This window comes from Neobacillus sp. DY30, assembly GCF_030123065.1.
Taxonomy (GTDB): Bacteria; Bacillota; Bacilli; order Bacillales; family Cytobacillaceae; genus Neobacillus.
On sequence record NZ_CP126093.1, the window covers coordinates 4,795,858 to 4,815,899 of the forward strand.

At 39.0% G+C, this 20,042-nt stretch carries 22 protein-coding genes and 1 other annotated feature; of the genes, 3 read left to right on the forward strand and 19 right to left on the reverse strand.

Annotation, left to right across the window (positions count from 1 at the left end; genetic code table 11):
• Positions 1-28: 28 nt before the first annotated feature.
• Positions 29-1,114 carry a M42 family metallopeptidase gene (locus tag QNH29_RS23700; RefSeq protein WP_283861747.1) on the reverse strand — a complete coding sequence of 362 codons (1,086 nt, stop codon included), beginning with the start codon at positions 1,112-1,114 and terminating at the stop codon, positions 29-31.
• Between the two features lie 44 nt (positions 1,115-1,158).
• Positions 1,159-1,650, reverse strand: coding sequence for a dUTP diphosphatase (locus tag QNH29_RS23705; protein WP_283861748.1), 492 nt, complete (start codon positions 1,648-1,650; stop codon positions 1,159-1,161).
• A 99-nt stretch (positions 1,651-1,749) separates the two neighbouring features.
• Here QNH29_RS23705 and QNH29_RS23710 point away from each other — a divergent pair, with 99 nt between their 5' ends.
• Positions 1,750-2,130, forward strand: coding sequence for a sigma-w pathway protein ysdB (locus QNH29_RS23710; RefSeq protein WP_283861749.1), 381 nt, complete (start codon positions 1,750-1,752; stop codon positions 2,128-2,130).
• Between the two features lie 4 nt (positions 2,131-2,134).
• Here QNH29_RS23710 and QNH29_RS23715 read toward each other — a convergent pair whose 3' ends face one another.
• The 13 genes from QNH29_RS23715 to QNH29_RS23775 all read right to left on the reverse strand — a co-directional run bounded on the left by QNH29_RS23715 (position 2,135) and on the right by QNH29_RS23775 (position 13,326).
• Positions 2,135-2,722 carry a TVP38/TMEM64 family protein gene (locus tag QNH29_RS23715; protein ID WP_283861750.1) on the reverse strand — a complete coding sequence of 196 codons (588 nt, stop codon included), beginning with the start codon at positions 2,720-2,722 and terminating at the stop codon, positions 2,135-2,137.
• 67 nt (positions 2,723-2,789) lie between these two features.
• The gene (locus QNH29_RS23720; RefSeq protein ID WP_283861751.1) at positions 2,790-3,047 is read right to left on the reverse strand and encodes a DUF1294 domain-containing protein; all 258 of its coding nucleotides are present in this window, start codon (positions 3,045-3,047) and stop codon (positions 2,790-2,792) included.
• Positions 3,048-3,107: 60 nt separating this feature from the next.
• Positions 3,108-3,467, reverse strand: a complete 360-nt coding sequence (gene rplT, locus QNH29_RS23725; protein ID WP_283861752.1) for a 50S ribosomal protein L20 — start codon at positions 3,465-3,467, stop codon at positions 3,108-3,110.
• A 35-nt stretch (positions 3,468-3,502) separates the two neighbouring features.
• Positions 3,503-3,703 (reverse strand): 50S ribosomal protein L35, encoded by a 201-nt coding sequence (gene rpmI / locus QNH29_RS23730; RefSeq protein ID WP_283861753.1) that lies wholly within the window; start codon positions 3,701-3,703, stop codon positions 3,503-3,505.
• A gap of 17 nt (positions 3,704-3,720) precedes the next feature.
• Positions 3,721-4,224, reverse strand: a complete 504-nt coding sequence (gene infC / locus QNH29_RS23735) for a translation initiation factor IF-3 (RefSeq protein ID WP_283861754.1) — start codon at positions 4,222-4,224, stop codon at positions 3,721-3,723.
• A 117-nt stretch (positions 4,225-4,341) separates the two neighbouring features.
• Positions 4,342-4,474 (reverse strand) — a sequence feature (ribosomal protein L20 leader region).
• Positions 4,475-4,643: 169 nt separating this feature from the next.
• A complete protein-coding gene (gene thrS, locus QNH29_RS23740; RefSeq protein ID WP_283861755.1) occupies positions 4,644-6,581 on the reverse strand; it encodes a threonine--tRNA ligase in 1,938 nt (645 codons plus the stop codon).
• 578 nt (positions 6,582-7,159) lie between these two features.
• Positions 7,160-8,032 carry a putative sporulation protein YtxC gene (gene ytxC, locus QNH29_RS23745; protein WP_283861756.1) on the reverse strand — a complete coding sequence of 291 codons (873 nt, stop codon included), beginning with the start codon at positions 8,030-8,032 and terminating at the stop codon, positions 7,160-7,162.
• A 150-nt stretch (positions 8,033-8,182) separates the two neighbouring features.
• The gene (dnaI, locus tag QNH29_RS23750) at positions 8,183-9,112 is read right to left on the reverse strand and encodes a primosomal protein DnaI (protein WP_283861757.1); all 930 of its coding nucleotides are present in this window, start codon (positions 9,110-9,112) and stop codon (positions 8,183-8,185) included.
• Positions 9,113-9,125: 13 nt separating this feature from the next.
• On the reverse strand, positions 9,126-10,514 hold the full coding sequence (locus QNH29_RS23755; RefSeq protein WP_283861758.1) for a replication initiation and membrane attachment family protein: 1,389 nt from the start codon (positions 10,512-10,514) through the stop codon (positions 9,126-9,128).
• Between the two features lie 52 nt (positions 10,515-10,566).
• Positions 10,567-11,028 carry a transcriptional regulator NrdR gene (nrdR, locus tag QNH29_RS23760; protein WP_179601879.1) on the reverse strand — a complete coding sequence of 154 codons (462 nt, stop codon included), beginning with the start codon at positions 11,026-11,028 and terminating at the stop codon, positions 10,567-10,569.
• Between the two features lie 84 nt (positions 11,029-11,112).
• Entirely contained in the window at positions 11,113-11,508 is a 396-nt protein-coding gene (locus QNH29_RS23765) for a hypothetical protein (RefSeq protein WP_283861759.1), read from the reverse strand.
• 105 nt (positions 11,509-11,613) lie between these two features.
• The gene (gene speD, locus QNH29_RS23770) at positions 11,614-11,988 is read right to left on the reverse strand and encodes an adenosylmethionine decarboxylase (RefSeq protein WP_221825921.1); all 375 of its coding nucleotides are present in this window, start codon (positions 11,986-11,988) and stop codon (positions 11,614-11,616) included.
• A 306-nt stretch (positions 11,989-12,294) separates the two neighbouring features.
• Positions 12,295-13,326, reverse strand: coding sequence for a glyceraldehyde-3-phosphate dehydrogenase (locus QNH29_RS23775; protein WP_283861760.1), 1,032 nt, complete (start codon positions 13,324-13,326; stop codon positions 12,295-12,297).
• Between the two features lie 206 nt (positions 13,327-13,532).
• Here QNH29_RS23775 and QNH29_RS23780 point away from each other — a divergent pair, with 206 nt between their 5' ends.
• Positions 13,533-14,429 (forward strand): nuclease-related domain-containing protein, encoded by an 897-nt coding sequence (locus QNH29_RS23780; RefSeq protein ID WP_283861761.1) that lies wholly within the window; start codon positions 13,533-13,535, stop codon positions 14,427-14,429.
• A gap of 118 nt (positions 14,430-14,547) precedes the next feature.
• Complete coding sequence (locus QNH29_RS23785) at positions 14,548-14,919, forward strand: hypothetical protein (RefSeq protein WP_283861762.1); 372 nt, start codon at positions 14,548-14,550, stop codon at positions 14,917-14,919.
• A 33-nt stretch (positions 14,920-14,952) separates the two neighbouring features.
• Here the strand turns inward: QNH29_RS23785 and coaE are convergent, their stop codons facing one another.
• The 4 genes from coaE to polA form a co-directional block, all read right to left on the reverse strand.
• A complete protein-coding gene (coaE, locus tag QNH29_RS23790; protein WP_283861763.1) occupies positions 14,953-15,555 on the reverse strand; it encodes a dephospho-CoA kinase in 603 nt (200 codons plus the stop codon).
• Between the two features lie 24 nt (positions 15,556-15,579).
• Positions 15,580-16,221, reverse strand: coding sequence for a sporulation membrane protein YtaF (ytaF, locus tag QNH29_RS23795; RefSeq protein ID WP_283861764.1), 642 nt, complete (start codon positions 16,219-16,221; stop codon positions 15,580-15,582).
• 89 nt (positions 16,222-16,310) lie between these two features.
• A complete protein-coding gene (mutM, locus tag QNH29_RS23800) occupies positions 16,311-17,138 on the reverse strand; it encodes a DNA-formamidopyrimidine glycosylase (protein WP_283861765.1) in 828 nt (275 codons plus the stop codon).
• Positions 17,139-17,397: 259 nt separating this feature from the next.
• Entirely contained in the window at positions 17,398-20,031 is a 2,634-nt protein-coding gene (gene polA / locus QNH29_RS23805) for a DNA polymerase I (RefSeq protein WP_283861766.1), read from the reverse strand.
• Positions 20,032-20,042: the final 11 nt, after the last annotated feature.

A 20,042-nucleotide genomic window follows, 5' to 3' on the forward strand; every position in this document is an offset into this window, starting at 1 on the left:
CGACCATTATGTCGAGGATATAAAAACTTTATTCATACGTAATCTTATCAACGGTCTCACGATCCAAACGCTTGATAACTTCAACAATCAGCTTAACCGCATTATCGTAGTCATCACGATGGAGCATAGCAGCATGTGTATGAATATACCGTGTTGCGATTGTAATAGGGATGGAAGGAACACCATTGTGCGCTGTATGAATAGGACCTGCGTCTGTTCCGCCGCCAGGAATCACATCGTATTGATAAGGGATATTTAATTCTTCAGCAACATTAATAATAAAATCACGCAAGCCTTTATGTGCTACTAGGGTAGCGTCGTAAAGTATAATTTGCGGCCCTTTACCCATCTTGCTCATTGCTTCTTTTTCAGAAATTCCGGGAGTATCCCCAGCGATCCCCACATCTACAGCAAAACCTATATCCGGATTAATTTTTTCCGCAGAAGTACGTGCCCCTCGTGCGCCGATTTCTTCCTGAACTGTTCCAAGACCGTAAACCTCATTCGGATGTTCCGTACCTTTTAATTGCTTCATTACATCAATGGCAATCGCACAGCCAATTCGGTTATCCCATGCTTTTGCTAAAAGCAATTTTTCATTGTTCATTACTGTAAATTCAAAATATGGGACAGCCATATCTCCAGGCAGGACGCCCCATTCTATAGCCTCTTCACGGCTAGAAGCACCGATATCAATAAACATATCTTTTATTTCTACTGGCTTCTTACGAGCTTCCGCCGGTAAAATATGCGGCGGCTTAGAACCGATAACGCCAATGATATCACCTTTATTTGTAACCACAGTGACGCGCTGTGCCAGCATAACCTGTGACCACCAGCCGCCTACTGTTTGAAAACGAAGGAAACCCTTATCATCTATTTGAGTTACCATAAAGCCAACTTCGTCTAAGTGGCCGGCTACGATAATTTTCGGACCGCCCTCTTTGCCAATCTTTTTGGCAATTAAACTGCCAAGTCCATCTGTTGAGACATCATCGGCATATGGTTCTATGTACTTTCTCATGACTTCGCGGACTTGCCTTTCGTTGCCGGGAATCCCATTGGCATCTGTTAAATCCTTAAACATTGTTAACGTTTCATCCATTTTAGCCATTGCTTCGCCCCCTTTTTATGTATGTTAAAACAGAACATCTATAACTAATAATTATTCTGCTGTCTTTGATAATTTACTTCATTTTTTGTAAAATATGCTTTTTCCATTTCCTCATAAGATATTCCGAGCAAGGTACCAAGTTGTAAATACGATGTTAGCAAAGTTTTAAAATCAGAATCATTCTTACTGTCTTTAAATTTATTGACTTTTTCATAAATCGCAAGAAATTGCTCTGTAGTGCTCACTGTCGATGATTCCAATTCAAGCTTATAATCAAGGGTTTGAAATCCACATTCAATTCCCAGCGATAAGATAAAGTGAATACCATCAACATACTCCTCTAAAATAACACTCTTATCTGATGATGGTTTGATACTCCAAAACTTAAAACAGCGTGTTTCATTTGCCAATTCTCCGAGTTCTACGAGCAATGCAAGAACCTTTCTTTCGAATAAATCTTCGTTCTGTAATCCATGCTTTTCTTCAATATGTTGATCCAGACCACGTTGCATTTTAAATAATTTTTCTAGTTGCATTTTATCACTCCCTCTGCAAAATTATATCAAACTATGGAGAGAATGAAACTTTTCTCATTTCGATTCGTATAGTAGGAAAAAGGTCTAGGAGGCAAAACCATGGTTTGGCTGCTGCGCTTACTGTTAGTATTTTTGTTCATTTTTGTTATTTTTCGATTGATTAAATTCCTCCTTAAACCGACCCGCAAATTGGAAGCCGCACGAAAACATAAACGCTTTCTACTTTTAGATAATGAGGAAGTTATAAAAAATTTTCAACTCACCTATAATGGTGTATTGTTTACAGGAGAAAAATACCTGGGTGCCACGAAAAATACGATAGATGTCGTTTCCATCTCTCTCTGGCCGGATCAGACTTCTTCTTTGCATGGTATGACTAAGGAAGACTTTTATTTTATCGAAGAAAAGATACACGAAAGATATCCAGTTGCACAAATCAATTGGAAAAGCCCGATACATGAATTTTTGCAACAAAAATAGCCGCCTAACCAGCGGCTTTTTCTGTTTTTCTTTTAAAGAAATCCTTCCACTTAATTACATTTTGCTTCTCCCTCAATAGAAAAACGAGTCCAGTTAAACCAATAAGAATCATTACTATAACAGAAGGAGTAAAAGTGCTAATATACTCCCCAAAGATGGTAAAGAAAAAAGCGATGGGAATATTCGTTAGTAATGAAGCCTTCATGTACTCTTTAAATTTAGGTTTTCTTTGCTTTAAACAAAAGCTTAAAAGATGGTAATGTACAAATGGAATAAGTCTTAAAATAGCAATCTGACCAACAGTAAGATTCCGGTATTCTCCGAACCAGCGATTTTTTATTTTTATAATACGCTCCTGTGTTTTCGGCATTCTATCAATAAATGCATAAAAGAGGATGCTAACCCCCATTAAACCGATAACGGAATAAACAGTTCCCCACAGTGTTCCAAACATAACGCCGCCAGCGATAATGACAACTGATACAGGAATAAATAAAAACGATCTGAGGAGATGAAAAAGTACGAAAGCAAGTGGAGCAAAAATGCCCCCAGCTTCCACCATGATTAACAGCAAAGACAAGTCCTCATTCATTTACATGCCCCCTGTGCGTTAATCTATCTTGTTAGTTAAGCATATAAAAAGGGGCATGCTGTTATGTCTACAACATCAAAAAATAGCCCAAAAGTATAACCTCTGCTACAGCCAGTATAGGAAAGCCAATTTTAAAGCTTAAATGCTTTGTCTTATGACGAAAAAGCTGCATTCCCGCTGTTGTACCAACGGCTCCACCACATATAGCCACTAGCCACAAAGTGTTTTCACTGACTCGATATTGATGTTTCTTCGCCCGATCTTTATCCACTTTCATCACGATCAAGCCAATCAGGTTCATCATAATATAGGCAGCTAAAATCATTTCCCCGTCTCCCTTATAGAAAAAGCCATCCTCGTTAAGAGAATGGCTTTTATTATAAAATTACTTAGCTTGTTGTTGTTTTGCAACAGTTGCTAATTCAGCAAATGCATTTGCATCGCTTACTGCTAATTCAGCAAGCATTTTGCGGTTTACTTCGATACCAGCAAGCTTTAAGCCATGCATTAAACGGCTGTAAGAAAGACCGTTCATACGAGCTGCTGCGTTGATACGAGTAATCCAAAGTTTACGGAAGTCGCGCTTCTTCTGGCGACGATCGCGGAATGCATACATTAAAGATTTCATAACCTGTTGGTTAGCAACTTTATATAATGTATGTTTTGAACCGTAATAACCTTTTGCTAATTTAATAACTTTTTTACGACGCTTGCGCGTAACTGTACCGCCTTTTACACGTGGCATGTAATTTCCCTCCTATATAAATCGATCGCTCGAATTTACTTGATGTTTGTTAATAAGAAACGGATGCGTTTGAAATCGCCTTTAGAAACTAGTGAACCTTTGCGAAGCTTACGCTTTGCTTTTGTAGATTTGTTTGCAAATAAGTGGCTAGTATAAGCGTGTGAACGCTTCAGTTTACCAGAACCAGTTTTCTTGAAACGCTTTGCAGCGCCACGGTGAGTTTTCATTTTTGGCATTGGGATAGTCCTCCTTATTACTTTTCGATTTTAGGTGCTAGAACGAGGAACATGCTTCGTCCGTCCATTTTTGGATGTGACTCGATGCTTGCAACTTCCTTGCACTCTGAAGCAAAACGGTCTAACACTCGCTGACCGATTTCTTTATGGGTAATTGCCCGGCCCTTGAAGCGGATTGAAGCTTTTACCTTGTCGCCTTTTTCCAAAAACTTAATTGCATTGCGAAGCTTTGTATTAAAGTCATGCTCATCAATTGTTGGGCTCAGACGAACTTCTTTAGTCGTAATGATTTTTTGGTTCTTACGAGCTTCTTTTTCTTTCTTTTGCTGCTCGAATTTAAATTTGCCATAGTCCATAATTCGGGCTACCGGAGGCTTTGCATTTGGTGCAACTAGTACCAAATCAAGATTCACTCGTCCAGCAATCTCCAGCGCTTCAAATTTGGTTTTAATACCTAATTGTTCGCCGTTTTGATCGATCAAGCGAACTTCGCGAGCGCGAATACCCTCATTTAACAACATGTCTTTGCTAATAATTAGCCACCTCCAAGGTTTTCACGAATACAACATTGGGTCAAGATCATCTGTGACGTTCGTTGCATCGGCAAGTAATGAACAACTTTAGATTCTTTGTTTTACACAAATAAAAAAGTGCGGATGAATACACCCACACTTTACGAAACAAAAGTAAATAAACTAAATAGTTCACGTAAAACCTGCCAACTGCCAATCGCGTCAATCAGGTGAGAAGCGGGTGCTTCTTCTTTTCCCAAAACTAGTATTCAATTTTCCTTAGTTACTATAACATAAGCAAAGACGTGATGTCAAACATGCATTTCGTATGACAACGAAATTCATTTTATCAAGAAACGAAAAATTATTCAATAGAAATTTTTTCTTTTCAAAAAAACAAAGGGAGAAAACCTCCCCCTGTTAAATAGTTATCCTCTTTTTACTTCTGCAAGTAAGGATTCAAGGAATTCGCTAAATGGCTTTGTTTCTGATTTTTGTTCGCCGTATTTGCGGACGTTTACGGCATTTTCTTCTACTTCTTTGTCACCGACAACGAGCATGTATGGAATTTTTTGCATTTGTGCTTCACGGATTTTATAGCCGATTTTTTCATTACGCGCATCTAATTCAACACGGAAGCCTTGGTTTTGAAGCTGTTCCTGCACCTGCTTCGCAAAGTCAAAATGCACGTCAGGTGAAACAGGAATGACTTGTACCTGTACGGGAGCAAGCCAAGTTGGGAATGCCCCTTTGTATTCTTCAATTAAGAAGGCTACAAAGCGTTCCATTGTTGAAACAACTCCACGGTGGATAACCACTGGGCGGTGCTGCTTGCCGTCTTCCCCGACATAATTTAAATCAAATCGTTCAGGAAGCAAGAAGTCCAATTGTACAGTAGACAGTGTTTCTTCTTTTCCTAAAGCTGTTTTAACTTGAACATCAAGTTTAGGACCGTAGAAAGCTGCTTCTCCTTCTGCTTCATAATAATCGAGGCCAAGGTCGTCCATTGCTTCCTTCAACATACTTTGTGCTTTTTCCCACATTGCATCATCATTAAAATACTTTTCAGTATCTTGTGGGTCACGGTAGGATAGGCGGAAAGAGTAGTCCTTAATGTTGAAGTCCTTGTATACTTCTAATACAAGATTAACAACACGCTTGAATTCATCTTTGATTTGGTCTGGGCGAACAAATATATGAGCATCATTTAAAGTCATTCCGCGGACACGCTGTAAACCTGATAAAGCACCAGACATTTCATAACGGTGCATCGTTCCAAGCTCAGCAATCCGGATTGGAAGTTCACGATAGCTGTGAATTGCATTTTTGTACACCATCATGTGGTGCGGGCAGTTCATTGGACGAAGAACCAATTGCTCGTTATCCATATCCATTACCGGGAACATATCTTCCTGGTAATGATCCCAGTGACCTGAAGTTTTGTATAATTCTACACTTCCCATTATTGGAGTATACACGTGGTCATACCCAAGACGCTGCTCTTTATCAACAATATATCTTTCAACCACTCGGCGGATGGTTGCACCTTTTGGAAGCCATAATGGCAGCCCTTGTCCAACTAATTGAGAGCTAGTAAACAGGTTTAACTCTTTTCCAATTTTTCGATGATCACGTTCTTTCGCTTCTTCCAGTAAACGAAGGTGCTCTTTCAAATCCTCTTTCTTGAAGAAAGCAGTACCGTAAATACGCTGAAGCATTTTGTTTTTGCTGTCACCGCGCCAGTATGCTCCGGCAATACTCAACAATTTAAATTCTTTAATTTTTCCAGTTGAAGGTACATGGACACCACGGCAAAGGTCAGCAAAATCACCTTGCTCATAAATTGTCACTGTCTCATCATCAGGAATGGCTTCAATTAGTTCAAGCTTGTATGGGTCACCTTCCGCTTTGAAATGCTGTACAGCTTCGGCACGGCTGACTTCTTTACGAACGATTTCGATATTTTCATTAACGATTTTTGCCATTTCTTTTTCAATTCTTGGCAGGTCTTCTGGAGTGATTGATTCCTCAAGGTCGATGTCATAATAGAACCCGCCTTCAATCACTGGTCCAACGCCAAGATTTACTTCTTTGCCATACAGCCTTTTAATCGCTTGAGCCATTAAGTGAGCTGTACTATGGCGCAAAATCTCCAAAGCCTCTTTTGATTCTGGTACAACGATTTCTATGGAACCGTCTTCTACGATTGGACGGCGAAGATCAAATAATTGACCATTCCATTTCCCAGCGATTGCTTTTTTCTTCAGTCCCGGGCTGATGGAAGCGGCAATATCTTCCGTTGTTGTTCCACGAGGAAACTCCTTCACTGCTCCATCTGGAAACGAAATCTTAACAACGTCTGACATGGTAATTCCTCCTTTGAATTTAAAGTCGGTTTCGACTTAGTTTAGTGTCCAGCTACAGCGCCTAGGGGCTCGGGTCATAAGCCAATCCGTCCAGAAGGTTAAAGAACAACCTTCTAGCCGGCTCGTCTTATGCCTGTCGCCCCTGAGCACTAAGGAAAGCTCCTTAGATTAATCCTCGCAGGAACAAGCTGTGCTTGTTCCGAAGGCGCTTCCGCTTTTCTGATAAAAAATAAAAAAACCCGTCCCTGGAAAAGGGACGAGTTTAATAAACACGTGGTTCCACCCAATTTTTCATTTTTAAAAGAAAGCTATAAAAATGACTTTAGGACAGGGTAACGGGCTGTTTCCCGTCAGACGATTACTCACTTCAAAGAAGCGTTCACCGCTGAAGTTTAAAGGTGGTAAGCATTCAATCCGTGATAGGAGGCTTTCAGCCCGTGTCCTCCCTCTCTGGTAACCGTGAAAAAATACTGTTGTCCTTATCATTACTTTTGCTTGATATATTAACTATGTACGTTATTATAATGATTCTATTTTGAAAAATCAATACACCAAGCATACAATTTATTCAACTTTTTTCATGCACCGTTTCCCTTTGCGGAGTTTTTTTGCTGAAGCCATTCTTTTGTATGTCGCAAACCCTTGTATGACTTTATCAATACTCTTTCTTCAAAGATGTTTTTAATGGTTCTTACAAGCGGTTCCTCTGGATTTTTTGTATAGAGGTGAATGTTTTTTGGTGCGATCGATAATAAAGGTGCAATGGAAGCAGAATCTACATAAACCGGATGATTAAATAAAAGCTTCCGGTCAATCATTTTCATCAACTCTCCCCTTTTTATCTCTTCGAACCGCTCATCAAAGAACGTGATTTCCTCATCAAACAAAAGGTGCAGCGTGTCCACTTTAGATTCACGGCCGGCTAAAAAATCCCTTAATGTTTGAATAAACATTTGATATTCTTGCTCCATTTTATATTCGTCAATGGATATTTCTACGTAATTTTCTAACATTTTTAAATAAGGACGCAATCGAAATTTAATAAAGGAATCAAACGAGAATGAGACATGATCCTGAAAGATTTCCTCCACAGCTTCTCTAATTTGTACTTCACCTTCATTTTCCTTTATGAAAACAGCCAGATCCTCCCGTTGACCTTCGAGAACAGAATAAATAATCTCCATAATATGCTCCTGCTCTTCTGGATCCTTGAAAAAATATTGTTCTTGTAGAATAGCCCTAAACCAATCATCACGTTTTATTTTTATAATAAATTCATAGAATGCTCCTTTGACCTCTCCAAACCTTACAATGCTTTCCGAAATTTTTACTATATGTCGATCTTCTAAAAGAAGAATATCTTCATTATTTGGATGATACCGTAAGCACTCCAGCAAGTGATCATAACATCTCTTCGCATCCATCTTGCTTCGGAAGATGATTTCTGCCAACCAAATCCCCCCTCTGTCCCATACTCTGTTTTACATTTATATGGGGGACTTGGCCAAAATAGAAGTTAAGACCGCATTGTTGCACCAATATTGTGAAAAAAAAATAAGGACTACCGAAAAATTTCCGGTAATCCAGTATCACGTACGATTTTAATTGCGGCGATTCGGTCCATCAACAAGAACAGGGTCACTTAAACTTCGAATTCTTTCCATAATTCTCCGGGCTTTCATCTTTTCCTCTTCACCGCGCTGACTGTAGGTTAAATGGTGCTCCAATCCTTGAAAGTCAAAATTAGAAGTAAAGAAGGTTGGGAGCTTTTCAAGCATCCTGAATTGAAGAATTGGCCCTAATACTTCATCCCTTGTCCAGCTTGATACCGCTTCTGCACCAATATCATCAAGCATTAATATCGGTTCCTTTTTCAATGCTTCTATTTTTTCGTTTAAGGTAGAATCCCCAATCGCACTTTTCATTTCGCGCAGAAGCTCTGGAACATAAACAATCATTGTTGGAATTTGCTTTTTAGCGAGCTCATTAGCGATCGCACCTAATAAATAGGATTTACCCACTCCAAATTTTCCATATAGATATAGTCCCTTCGGCTTTAAGCCCGCCTCATAATTCATTAAAAAAGTGGCTGCCCTATCGCCTGCTTCCAGACGGCCCAAATCTCCTTCAAACTCATCAAAGGTAGCTTCCAATATATCTCTAGGTACATATAAACTTTTAATAAGCTTTTGATTTTTCTTTTGCTCATCGGCCATCACTTTTCTTGGACAACGCTTATAAACCACATCAATCGAGTTCCGTACTAGTACTAAATCAGGGTGATACCCTTTCATAAAATTAATACAGCCATCAAGACTCTCGCAGCGATTGCATTCTTTGCTCTGCTGCGTATATTCATAAAGCTTGCTCATACTTTTTTCAATCGTATTCGGATTGAGCTCATTTTCATGTTCTGTTAGAAAAGCATGAATATCAGGATGACTTAACACTTGCTTCCGCTGCTCTTCATAGCGCTTTAGAAAGTTTTCATTCGAGGCTAACCGCTTAATTGTTCGATTTATCCTTTCCAATTCCTTTCACCACCTATTTGCGAAATGCTTTTAGCTTTTCTTCAATTGCACGCTTTTTCGCTTCAAGCTCAGTGTTCTGGTCTTTCGTTTCTGTCTGAACACTTGCTTTTCCGCTATCATCAAACCAATCAGGCAATACTTCTGTCCGAATCGGTTTTTGTTTCGTGGATCTTCCAGTCTTTTTGCTTTCTTGAAAGCCTCGCTCTTCTTTCCTAGCTGCTTCCATTGCTTCTTTAACAGTCTTTATTTTAAGCCGAGCCCAATGGCTAGCAATCGATTCCACAAATCCCTTTGTAAATTTCATATCGGTTTTTCTAAGAACAACCTCAATTAACACATTGACAACACCAGGAGGAAGTTTATATTTAATCATGACCTCCTCTAATATTTTTAAGTTGGCAGCAGAAGGCTCCACTCCACCTGAGAGTTCTTTAAAAATAACGATGGGAGGGGTGGTTTCATAATAACGAATTAATTTTTCTTCCTGTGTTTTCGGTTCCGTTAATTGGACCTGGTGTACAGCAGGCTGTGTTCGATTAATAAGACTCGGCAGATGATCATAATTTTCAAATTGATACCAATCACGTGCACCTTTTCTAAGGTCCTCGATATCAATTTCATCCTTTTCGTTGATAGCCCCTAATATAAAATTTTTCATTTCAATCGGGCTGATTCCGTAAAGAAACGCAAGATTACTGATAACTTCTTTTACCTTTTTGGTCAGTGCTTTTTGCGGTACTAAGGATTCATTTAGTCCTGCCATTAATAGATCAAAGTCGAAGGTATTTGTATCAATTTGAATCGGCTTTTGTTCCTGGCGGCCAATAAATACTTGATTGGATTCCGGTTCCAGGTCTTCTGCATGCTCTTGCATATACTGAAGACTGCCTGGTACAGCCGACGCAAACACATCTTGGAAAGCTCTTGTTACTTCTAAATAATCTTCGTCGGCTGGCCTTTTTGGAATGCTAAAAAAACGTTTTAAGCGCGCAAAGTGATTTTTGCCGATTTTTCGATATAAATAAATATTTAACATTCCATCTAAAAAGAATTGCTCTGGATTCAACGGCGGATAAAGTTCATAAATAAATGAGCGTCCACTTTCATCACTTTTTACGTATGTTTTTAACAGGCCAATACCCTCTAATTGTAACCTGGCTTCATAAATATCCTTTAAGTTGACACTTAACAAATTCATTAACAAATGATGCGTCGAAGATTCAGACCATAGTTTATTTTCTTCAAGCTCTGCCCAAAGCGTCATATATAAACTTAAACAAGTGGAGCCGATTAAGGGCTGATACAAAAATGTCAGTACTTTGCGGTCGTATTCATGCAGCAATCCATTTGACGTAACAAGATAACGGTCAATCGGAATTAATTCCTGCCAATGCTGCGCCATATCATTCACCCTTTAAAAAAGTAATAAAGAGCCAAAGACGTTCTTTAGCTCCCTAGGATTTCTCCTTGTTTATCAGTTCTTTTAATTCTTGAATAAAAACATTTATATCCTTAAATTGACGGTAAACGGAAGCAAAGCGCACATAGGCGACTTCATCTACATGTGCAAGTCTATCCATCACCATTTCACCAATCAATTCACTTTTGATTTCTGATATTCCTTGATTCCGTAATTCTTTTTCTACCCCTTGGGTAATATCCTCTAATTCTTTTAAGGCAACAGGGCGCTTTTCACAAGCTTTAATCAAGCCGCGGAGGATTTTATCCCGGCTGAATTCTTCCCTCGTACCTTCCTTTTTTACGACAATAAGGGGAATCTCTTCAATTTTTTCGAATGTCGTAAAACGGTATCCACATTCTTCACACTCACGTCTTCTTCGAGTTGCACGTCCCTCATCAACCGGCCGGGAATCAAGCACACGTGTACCATAATTTTGACATGAAGGGCACTTCATTTGATCAACTCCCAAATCAATCCATTCATAATTGTAAGTATCTTTTCTTTATCTTATTAGAAAGAAAACGGCAACACAAGATGTTTATCTGCCTTTTCCGACCCTGACAAGATTATGTAGTTTATTGATTTGCTCGTAGTATGAAATGAGCCTTTTTCTTAAAACGGGATACAATCCAATAGGTGAAAACTTTTCAGAAGAAATCTTGAAGTCTACTGCCGTTTCCATTGGTCTCTCCGAAACAACCGTCACAATTAAAAAACAGGGAATTGGTTTGTTAATTTCAACAGCAATTTCGCCATGGTCTTTAGAAACGGTAGTGATTCGACAATCTGCATCCTGTCTAAATAACTCTTCAATAGATTGAAATAACTGATTAAAAGTGGCTTTGTAATAATGAGTAGATAAGGAACTATCTTTTTGCTGGTCGGATGTTTCGATTTGTTTGCTAAAACGAATAAATATATCCCTAAGTGACATGACGGCCTCCAATAAATATCTTTTACCTTAGTTTACAATACTTTTTAAAAAAAATAAAAAGAGGTGTACTATTAAATACACCTCTCGTCGGTTTTTTATTTAAAATTATAGAGCTTTTGCCTGTTTTACTTGAACAGGACCCATTCCACGTGGAATTTCAATATTTTCACGTGTTTGCGCGTTTAGTGCTTCCGCAATATAATCAGCTGCTACGTTTGGATTTAAATCGCCACAAGTATATACATCGATGCTAGCATATCCATGTTCAGGGAAGCTGTGAATCGTTAAGTGAGACTCAGAAATAATGACCACACCGCTTACGCCTTGCGGTGCAAACTTATGAAATGCTACTTCGCGGATCTCCGCACCTGATTTAAGCGCTGCTTCGACAAATGTTTGTTCAATAAAATTCATATCATTCAATTTTTCAAAATCGCATCCCCATAATTCAGAGATCACGTGTCGTCCCATTGTTTCCATATTCATTTTCCCCCTCTAACATTTTTGCTTCGTTCTTGAAACCTTTTGTTGACGGTATCTTGTAATTACCACGGGGGAAAGTTAGTCCAGAGAGGTCCTAACCCTTTAAGTAATTAATCGTTACCAATTTCAAGAAGTTCACGATGACTAGTATACTAAGTTTATATTTTTTTTGCAACCTATCAATCTAAAAATTTTCCAGTGACAGTGCTCAAAAGGCTTATCCCTCAAATGCTATATTATGCACAAAGTGTTTAGAACGCTACAAAAAAAAAATACTGTCAATCGACAGTATTTTTTTGAGAATTATCCAACTTTCACTTGATTAGAATTAGCCATCTGATGCGCGACATATAAGGTAAGATCCACGACGCGCGATGAATAGCCCCATTCGTTATCATACCAAGCTAGTACTTTCACTTTTCTGTTCCCCATTACCATGGTTGATAATCCATCAATGATGGCAGAGTAAGGATTTGTATTAAAATCAACGGATACAAGCGGTTCCATTGTAAAGTCCAAGATACCTTTTAATGGACCATTTTTTGCTTCCAAAAAGGCCTGATTGACATCATCGATCGTAACATCTTGTTTCAAATCGACTACTAAATCGACTAGTGACACATTTGGTGTAGGTACACGAAGTGACATTCCATGCAGCTTCCCTTTTAACTGAGGTAATACTAGTGATAACGCTTTAGCTGCTCCAGTTGTAGTTGGGATGATAGATTGTCCACAAGCTCTTGCTCTTCGCAAATCTTTATGTGGGTTGTCAATGTTTCGCTGATCATTTGTGTACGAGTGAATCGTTGTCATTAAGCCATTCTCAATTCCAAACTTTTCATCCAACACTTTTGCTACTGGTGCCAAACAGTTGGTTGTACAGGACGCATTAGAAATAACATCATGTTTCGTGATGTCTAGTTTGTCCTCGTTTACACCCATCACAATGGTGATATCCTCATCCTTACCCGGTGCAGTAATGATTACCTTTTTTGCCCCTGCATCTAAATGCAGACTGGCTTTATCTCTTGAGTTAAATTTACCAGTTGCCTCAATAACGACATCAATATTTAACTCTTTCCATGGAAGCTGCTCAGGATTCCGATTATTTAATAATTTAACTCGTTTACCGTTTACAATAAGCTCTTCATCTAGCGCAATGATATCCCCTTGAAATGGTCCATGAACCGTATCATATTTTATTAAATGAGCTAATGTTTCCGCAGGATAACTTGCATTTATAGCAATAATATCAAGCGTATTTTCTAGGATCGCTTTTCTAAAAACCATCCTTCCAATTCTCCCAAAACCGTTTATTGCAATTCTCGCCTTCATCACACGGCCCCTTCCGCATTATGTTATACTTATTAACTTGTTTCGATGTAATTAGTATAACATATTTAAATAAAATTGCGATATATAATGTGCGGATTTTTAAAAATGTTTTTAATCCGTATGACTTGTTAACAAATTAGTCATGTTTTATAGGTCGATAGGATGGGATATTCGTATATAGTTAGGGCTATAGAGAGGATGTGGGCATGTTTAAGAAAAGTCGGGCTTTACCTCCTGAAGTGGTGATTTTAAGAATTTTGAATGAAAGGATGGAATTAACCGAAAAGGATAAGCAAAACCTTTGGAATCTAGAAAAAGGGTATGAGGGGGAGGTGAAGTTTGACAAATTAATACAACACCTAGAAACCTTAATACTGAATGATTTGTTACTTGAGGTTAGTGACTCCTTATTCCAAATTGATACCCTAATCATTTTTCAGGGAAAGATATATCTTATTGATATAAAAAATTACGAAGGAGAATATTTTTACGAAGGGGGTGTATTTAAAACCAACACTAAAATCGAAAAGAAGGACCCAATGCTTCAGTTGAAACGCTGCCAACCCTTGCTCCGCCAGTTACTCCAGAAGTATGGATATGCTATTCCTATTGAAGCCTATTTAGTTTTCATTAACCCCGAGTTTACTTTGTTTCAGCCATCTCATAATCCGCAAATAATCTTACCTACTCAAGTGAATTCTTTTATAAAAAAACTGTCTAAACTGCCTCCCTCACTTACCGGTCGGGACCTCAAACTTGCAGACCTGTTAATCTCCTTACATATAACCGAAAATCCTTATACCCGATTACCAAAATACGACTATGACAGTTTACAAAAGGGGTTAAGCTGTGCAAAGTGCCACTCATTTTCCCTTTCAGTCTCCCGAACGATACTAACATGTGAATGCGGATTTAAAGAGCGTGTGGAACCTGCAGTAATGCGAAGTGTGAATGAATTGCATATTCTCTTTCCAGAGATTAAGATAACCACGAATCTTGTAAATGAATGGTGTGGGGCGGTTGCTTCTAAAAAAACGATTAGGCGAATTCTTAAGGAAAATTTTAAAGCAATAGGGAATACGAAGGATACCTATTATGATTAAATGGTGTCCTGGCCAAAAAATGTTACTGTAATTTGAGCAGCCTTGGTTTATCGGCATTATTCTCGCCTAATTGTTACCGTAATTTGAGTAGTCTTAATTTTATCGGCACTATCCTGGTGTGATTGTTACTATAATTTGTGGAGTCTTAAATTATCGGCACTATCCCAATCAGATTGTTACTATAATTTCAGCAGTCTTAATTTATCGGCACTATCCCGCTATTTGTTACCGTGTTTTGGTCAGCACTGGTTTATCGGCACTATCCGGTTGGTTTGTTACCTTATTTTCAGCAGCCATAGTTTATCGGGACTATCCCGGTTGGTTTGTTATCTTATTTTCTGAAATCCTGATTTATCGGTACTATCCTGGACGGATTGTTACCGTAATTTCAGCAACCTTGATTTATCGGCACTATCCCGGTCAGTTTGTTACCATAATTTCAGAAGCCTCTATTTATCGGCACTATCAAGCTGGTATCCAAATTTTTTAGACAAAAAAAGAAGGGGTATCCCCCTTCTTTTTTTTACGTTGTTATCCCCCAACCTCGTAGTACCCCAATGAGCTGTTCTTTCGTTTCGGCGACGGCACCATTATTATTAATCACGGCATCAGCTAATGCTACTTTATCAGCAAGCGGCATTTGAGATTTCACCCTCGCCTCCGCCTCACCTAGTGATAGGTTGTTACGTTCCATTAGGCGCGCAAGCTGGATATCCCGATCAACATAAACAAGGATTGTTTTTTCGACCATATGCGTTAGTTTACTTTCAAACAGCAGTGGAATGTCGAGGACAATGACTTGTTCCCCGCATCCCCTGGCTGCTTCGACTTGATCATTCATCCTTTTTCTCACCTCAGGATGAACAATGCTATTTAAGAGCTGTCGTTTTTCAGCGTTATGAAAAATGATGGAACCGAGTTTTACTCTATCGATCTCCTCCGTATCTAATAAAATATCATCACCAAATTCAGCAACGATTCTTTGATAGGCGGGTTCTCCTTTTTCAACAGCTAGGCGGGCTTCTACGTCTGCATCAATAACAGTGATGTTCATTTCTTTTAACATGTTGGAAACTGTACTTTTTCCACTGGCTATTCCGCCTGTTAGTCCGATTACTAGTGACATGCTCTGTTCCTTTCTGGTGAAAATTCATAATTTTAATATTCCAATGATAATTAATAAGATCCCTGGTATAAAGGTAAACTTTTGGACCCAGTTAAATTTATGAAAAAAAGCACCGCTTTTAATCCCTATGACCAGGAACAAAGAACTCATAACAGCAACACTGGCGGCTAGATAAAAAGGAGAGAATCCAAGCATTGCCGCTCCAATTCCAGCGCCAAATGCATCGATGGATAGGGCAAAGCCCAGCATGAATGCCTCGATTCCAGTGATTTCACCTGAATGGTCGAAGTCAGCTGACATCGGTTTCCTTAGTATATTGATGGCAATTCCTAAGGAACGGATTTCAAAATTAATAATCAGCTTTTCATGTTCGAGCAGTTCTGCGTCCTTTTCTTTCTCCGGCCTGAAAAATTGATATAAAACCCAGGCACCGAGAGCGATTAAAATAATTCCCCCTAGGCTTGCCGTGATTTCAGGAGATAAGATTTTCTCAAGGCCATGGCCGATTGACACAGCAATTATTAAAGAAATTGCTGAACAGGTTGCAATGATGAGCACTGATTTAAGCGGCAGTACCATTTTTCTGAGTCCATACGTAAACCCTACGCTAAAGCTATCAAGACTGAGAGCAAAAGCCAGCAGGAGAAGTGAGAACATTTGAAACATGATGTCTAGGGCTCCTTCCGTCAATCACTACGATAGTATATGGGAGGAGCCTATCCTTTGTTATTAAATTATCATCTTACTTCTTACGCTTAAAGTTTTTGGCATTTAGGACAAAAATGTGTACCTCGTCCGCCTACGGTTGTTTTTTCTAACGGGGTTCCACACTTTTTGCATTCTTCCCCTTTCCGCCCGTATGCATATAATTCAAGCTGAAACATTCCAATTTCGCCTTGGGAGTTTACGTAGGAGCGAATCGTACTTCCTCCTTTTTTAACTGCTTCAGCCAATGTCTTAACAATTTCTTGGTGGAGCAACGTCAATTCTTCCTCACTCAGAGAGTTTGCAATTCTTTCAGGGTGAATACCCGAACGGAACAGAGCCTCATCAACGTAAATATTTCCGAGCCCAACAAACACTTTTTGGTCTAGTAGAGCAGGCTTTATTTTTCTGTTCGTCTTTTTTAGCTTATTCGTTAGATATTCCTTGGTGAAATCCTCTGAAAAAGGCTCTGGTCCAAGGTCAATAAGTGGAGGCTTTTGAAATTCCTCACCCTTTTTATATAAGTGCATGGTGCCAAATTTTCGAACATCTCGATATCTTAATTCACTTCCATCGGTAAAATGAAAGATAACATGTGTATGTTTGTCATACGGTTCCTCTTTTGGAAATAGTCCATATTTCCCTTCCATCCTTAAATGGGAAACAAGGGCAAACGTGGTTGTGTAGATGATTAAAAACTTGCCTCTTCTGCCGACATCCTCAATTGTTTCTCCTTTAAGGGCGTCAATGAATTGTTCAACCTCAACTGGATTTTTAATCATTTTGGCCCAGTGGACGGTTATATTTTCAATTTGTTTATTTGAAACAAGCTTTTTTAACGTCTTTCTTACGGTTTCTACTTCCGGTAGTTCTGGCATAAAGCAACTCCCTTATGGTGTCTAGCTGCAGCGCCTAGGGGTCAGGGTCATAAGCTTGTCTAGTTTCGGCTCCTTGGGACTCGAGGAATAAGCCATCCCATGAAGAAGGCAAAGAGCGCCTTCTTACATGGTTTGTCTTATTCCTTCGTCCCAGAACAGTCGCCTCCACATTTCTGACAATCCGGCGAGAAGGTAAAAACCAACCTTCCCGCCGGCTCGTCTTATGCCTGTCGCCCCTTGTCAAGGCGCTTCCGATTTTCTATTTCGCGTCAAACCATGTTGGGCCATAGGAATAATCAACTTTTAATGGCACTTTTAATTCGAGGGCATTTTCCATTACGTCTGGAACGAGTTTCTTTAGTGTTTCAATTTCTTCCTCTGGTGCTTCAAAGATTAGTTCATCGTGCACTTGAAGCAGCAGTCTTGTTTTTAATCCATAATCCTTCAATGCTTCATCCATATCGATCATGGCTTTTTTAATAATATCTGCTGCACTTCCCTGTATCGGGGTGTTCATTGCCGTTCTTTCAGCGAAACTTCTGATGTTAAAATTACGATGTGAAATCTCCGGGATGTATCTTCTTCTTTGCAGAAGGGTCGTTACATACCCTTTCTGTTTTGCGGAATGAATGATGTCATCCATATAATCCTTTACCCCAGGATAGCTGGCTAGATAGCGGTCGATAAACAGACCTGCCTCTTTACGGGTAATGCCTAAGCTCTGTGAAAGACCATAGTCACTTATTCCATAGACAATACCAAAGTTAACCGCTTTTGCCTGCCTTCTCATATTTGAAGTTACCTCGTCTGCATTAACGTGAAAAACATCCATAGCTGTTTTTGTATGAATATCGAGGTCATCCTTAAAGGCTTGAATTAGTTTTTCATCACCAGCAATGTCTGCTAAAACTCTAAGCTCGATTTGTGAATAATCCGCTGCAAAGATAAGCCATCCTGGTTCCGATGGTACGAATGCTTGCCGGATCTTTCGGCCCTCTTCTAATCGAATCGGAATGTTTTGCAGATTCGGATCAATGGAGCTTAATCTTCCCGTTGCGGTTAAAGTCTGTTGATACCTAGTATGAACTTTACCGGTTTTAGGACTAATTACCTTGAGCAATCCTTCAATATAAGTTGACTGAAGCTTGCCTAACTGTCTGTAATTAAGAATATGCTCTATGATTTCATGGTCATTTGCTAATTTCTCCAAAACATCCGCTGACGTTGAATAGCCCGTTTTCGTTTTCTTTAAGGTTGGAAGATTTAATTTTTCAAATAAAATTACACCTAATTGCTTAGTAGAATTAATATTGAATTTTTCACCGGCTAAATCATAGATGATTCCTTCTATTTCAATCAGTCTGTCATGAATTTCACTGCCCATCCTCTGGAGACGATCGCTATCTACTTTAATACCACACGATTCCATATCTGCTAAAATAAGCGATAGCGGCATTTCAAGGTCAGTAAACAATTCATATTGTTCATTTGTTTTTAACTCATCTTCTAGTTTCTGTTTCAAATCGAACATTGCTAGACTTTTTCGAACCAGATGCTCAGCAAGCAGAGCTGTCTCTGGTATTCTCCTCTTCGCGCCTTTTCCATAAAACGACTCATCCGATTGAATATTAATACCGTATTTTTTGCCAATCGTTGAAAGATCATCAATTGATTCCGATGGATTGATAATATAGGAAGCCATTAATGTATCGAAATGAACCCCTTTTAAATGAATATCATACCTTCTTAAAGAAACCTCGGAGCGCTTTGCATCATAGACTGTTTTCTTTTTTGTTTCATCTTCAGCCCATTTTTTAAAGCTTTCGGACTGTAAGGCTAATTCAGTTGGAAAATAATAGTGCCCATTGTCATTTACAAGTGAAAAACCAATAATATCAGCAAAATGATAGTTATCGTCGAGCATTTCGACATAGAAATAATTATCCTCCGTAAACAGATCATCACTTATTACATCAGGGGTTACAAATTCTATGTCTTCAAGTTCAAGCTGCTCAGTTCCTGATGTGTCTCCACCTAATTTTTCTAATAAGGAATGAAAGCCAAGCTCTTTATAAAGTAAAACAAGTTTATCTCTTTCATATCCGTCATAAGCTACATTTTCTACCGATACTTCGACGGGTGCGTGTCTTTCAATCGTGGCAAGTTGCTTACTCATCACTGCTTGATCCTTAAATTCTTCAAGCTTTTCTTTCAACTTACTTCCAGTCACTTGATCAATGGACTCTAGTAAGTTTTCTAAGGTTGAAAATTCCTTAAGCAGTTTAATTGCAGTTTTTTCACCGACACCTGGTACACCTGGAATATTATCAGAAGGGTCCCCCATTAGCCCCTTCATATCAATAATTTGCTCTGGCGTTAAACCATACTTTTCCATAACATGGGCTGGAGTATATTCCTCAATATCAGTAATCCCTTTACGAGTGATACCAACCGTGATATTTTCAGAGGAAAGCTGAGTTAAGTCTTTATCTCCAGATATAACTTTGATTTCATAACCTTCTTTTTCAGCAGACAATGACAATGTTCCAATAATGTCATCCGCCTCATAATTCTCAAGCTCATATCGCTGGATACCGTATGCATCAAGAAGATCACGAATAAAAGGGAATTGTTCGGATAATTCAGGAGGTGTTTTTTGCCTTCCACCCTTATATTCACCAAACGTAGAATGACGAAAGGTTGTCTTTCCCGCGTCAAATGCCACTAATATATGCGTGGGCTTTTCGTCTTCCATAATCTTATTTAACATCATAGTAAAACCATAAACTGCATTCGTGTGTACGCCCTTATCATTATTAAGCAGGGGCAGTGCAAAGAATGCACGGTAGGCGATACTATTCCCGTCAATTAATACTAGCTTCTTCTTTTCCATCCATTTACCCC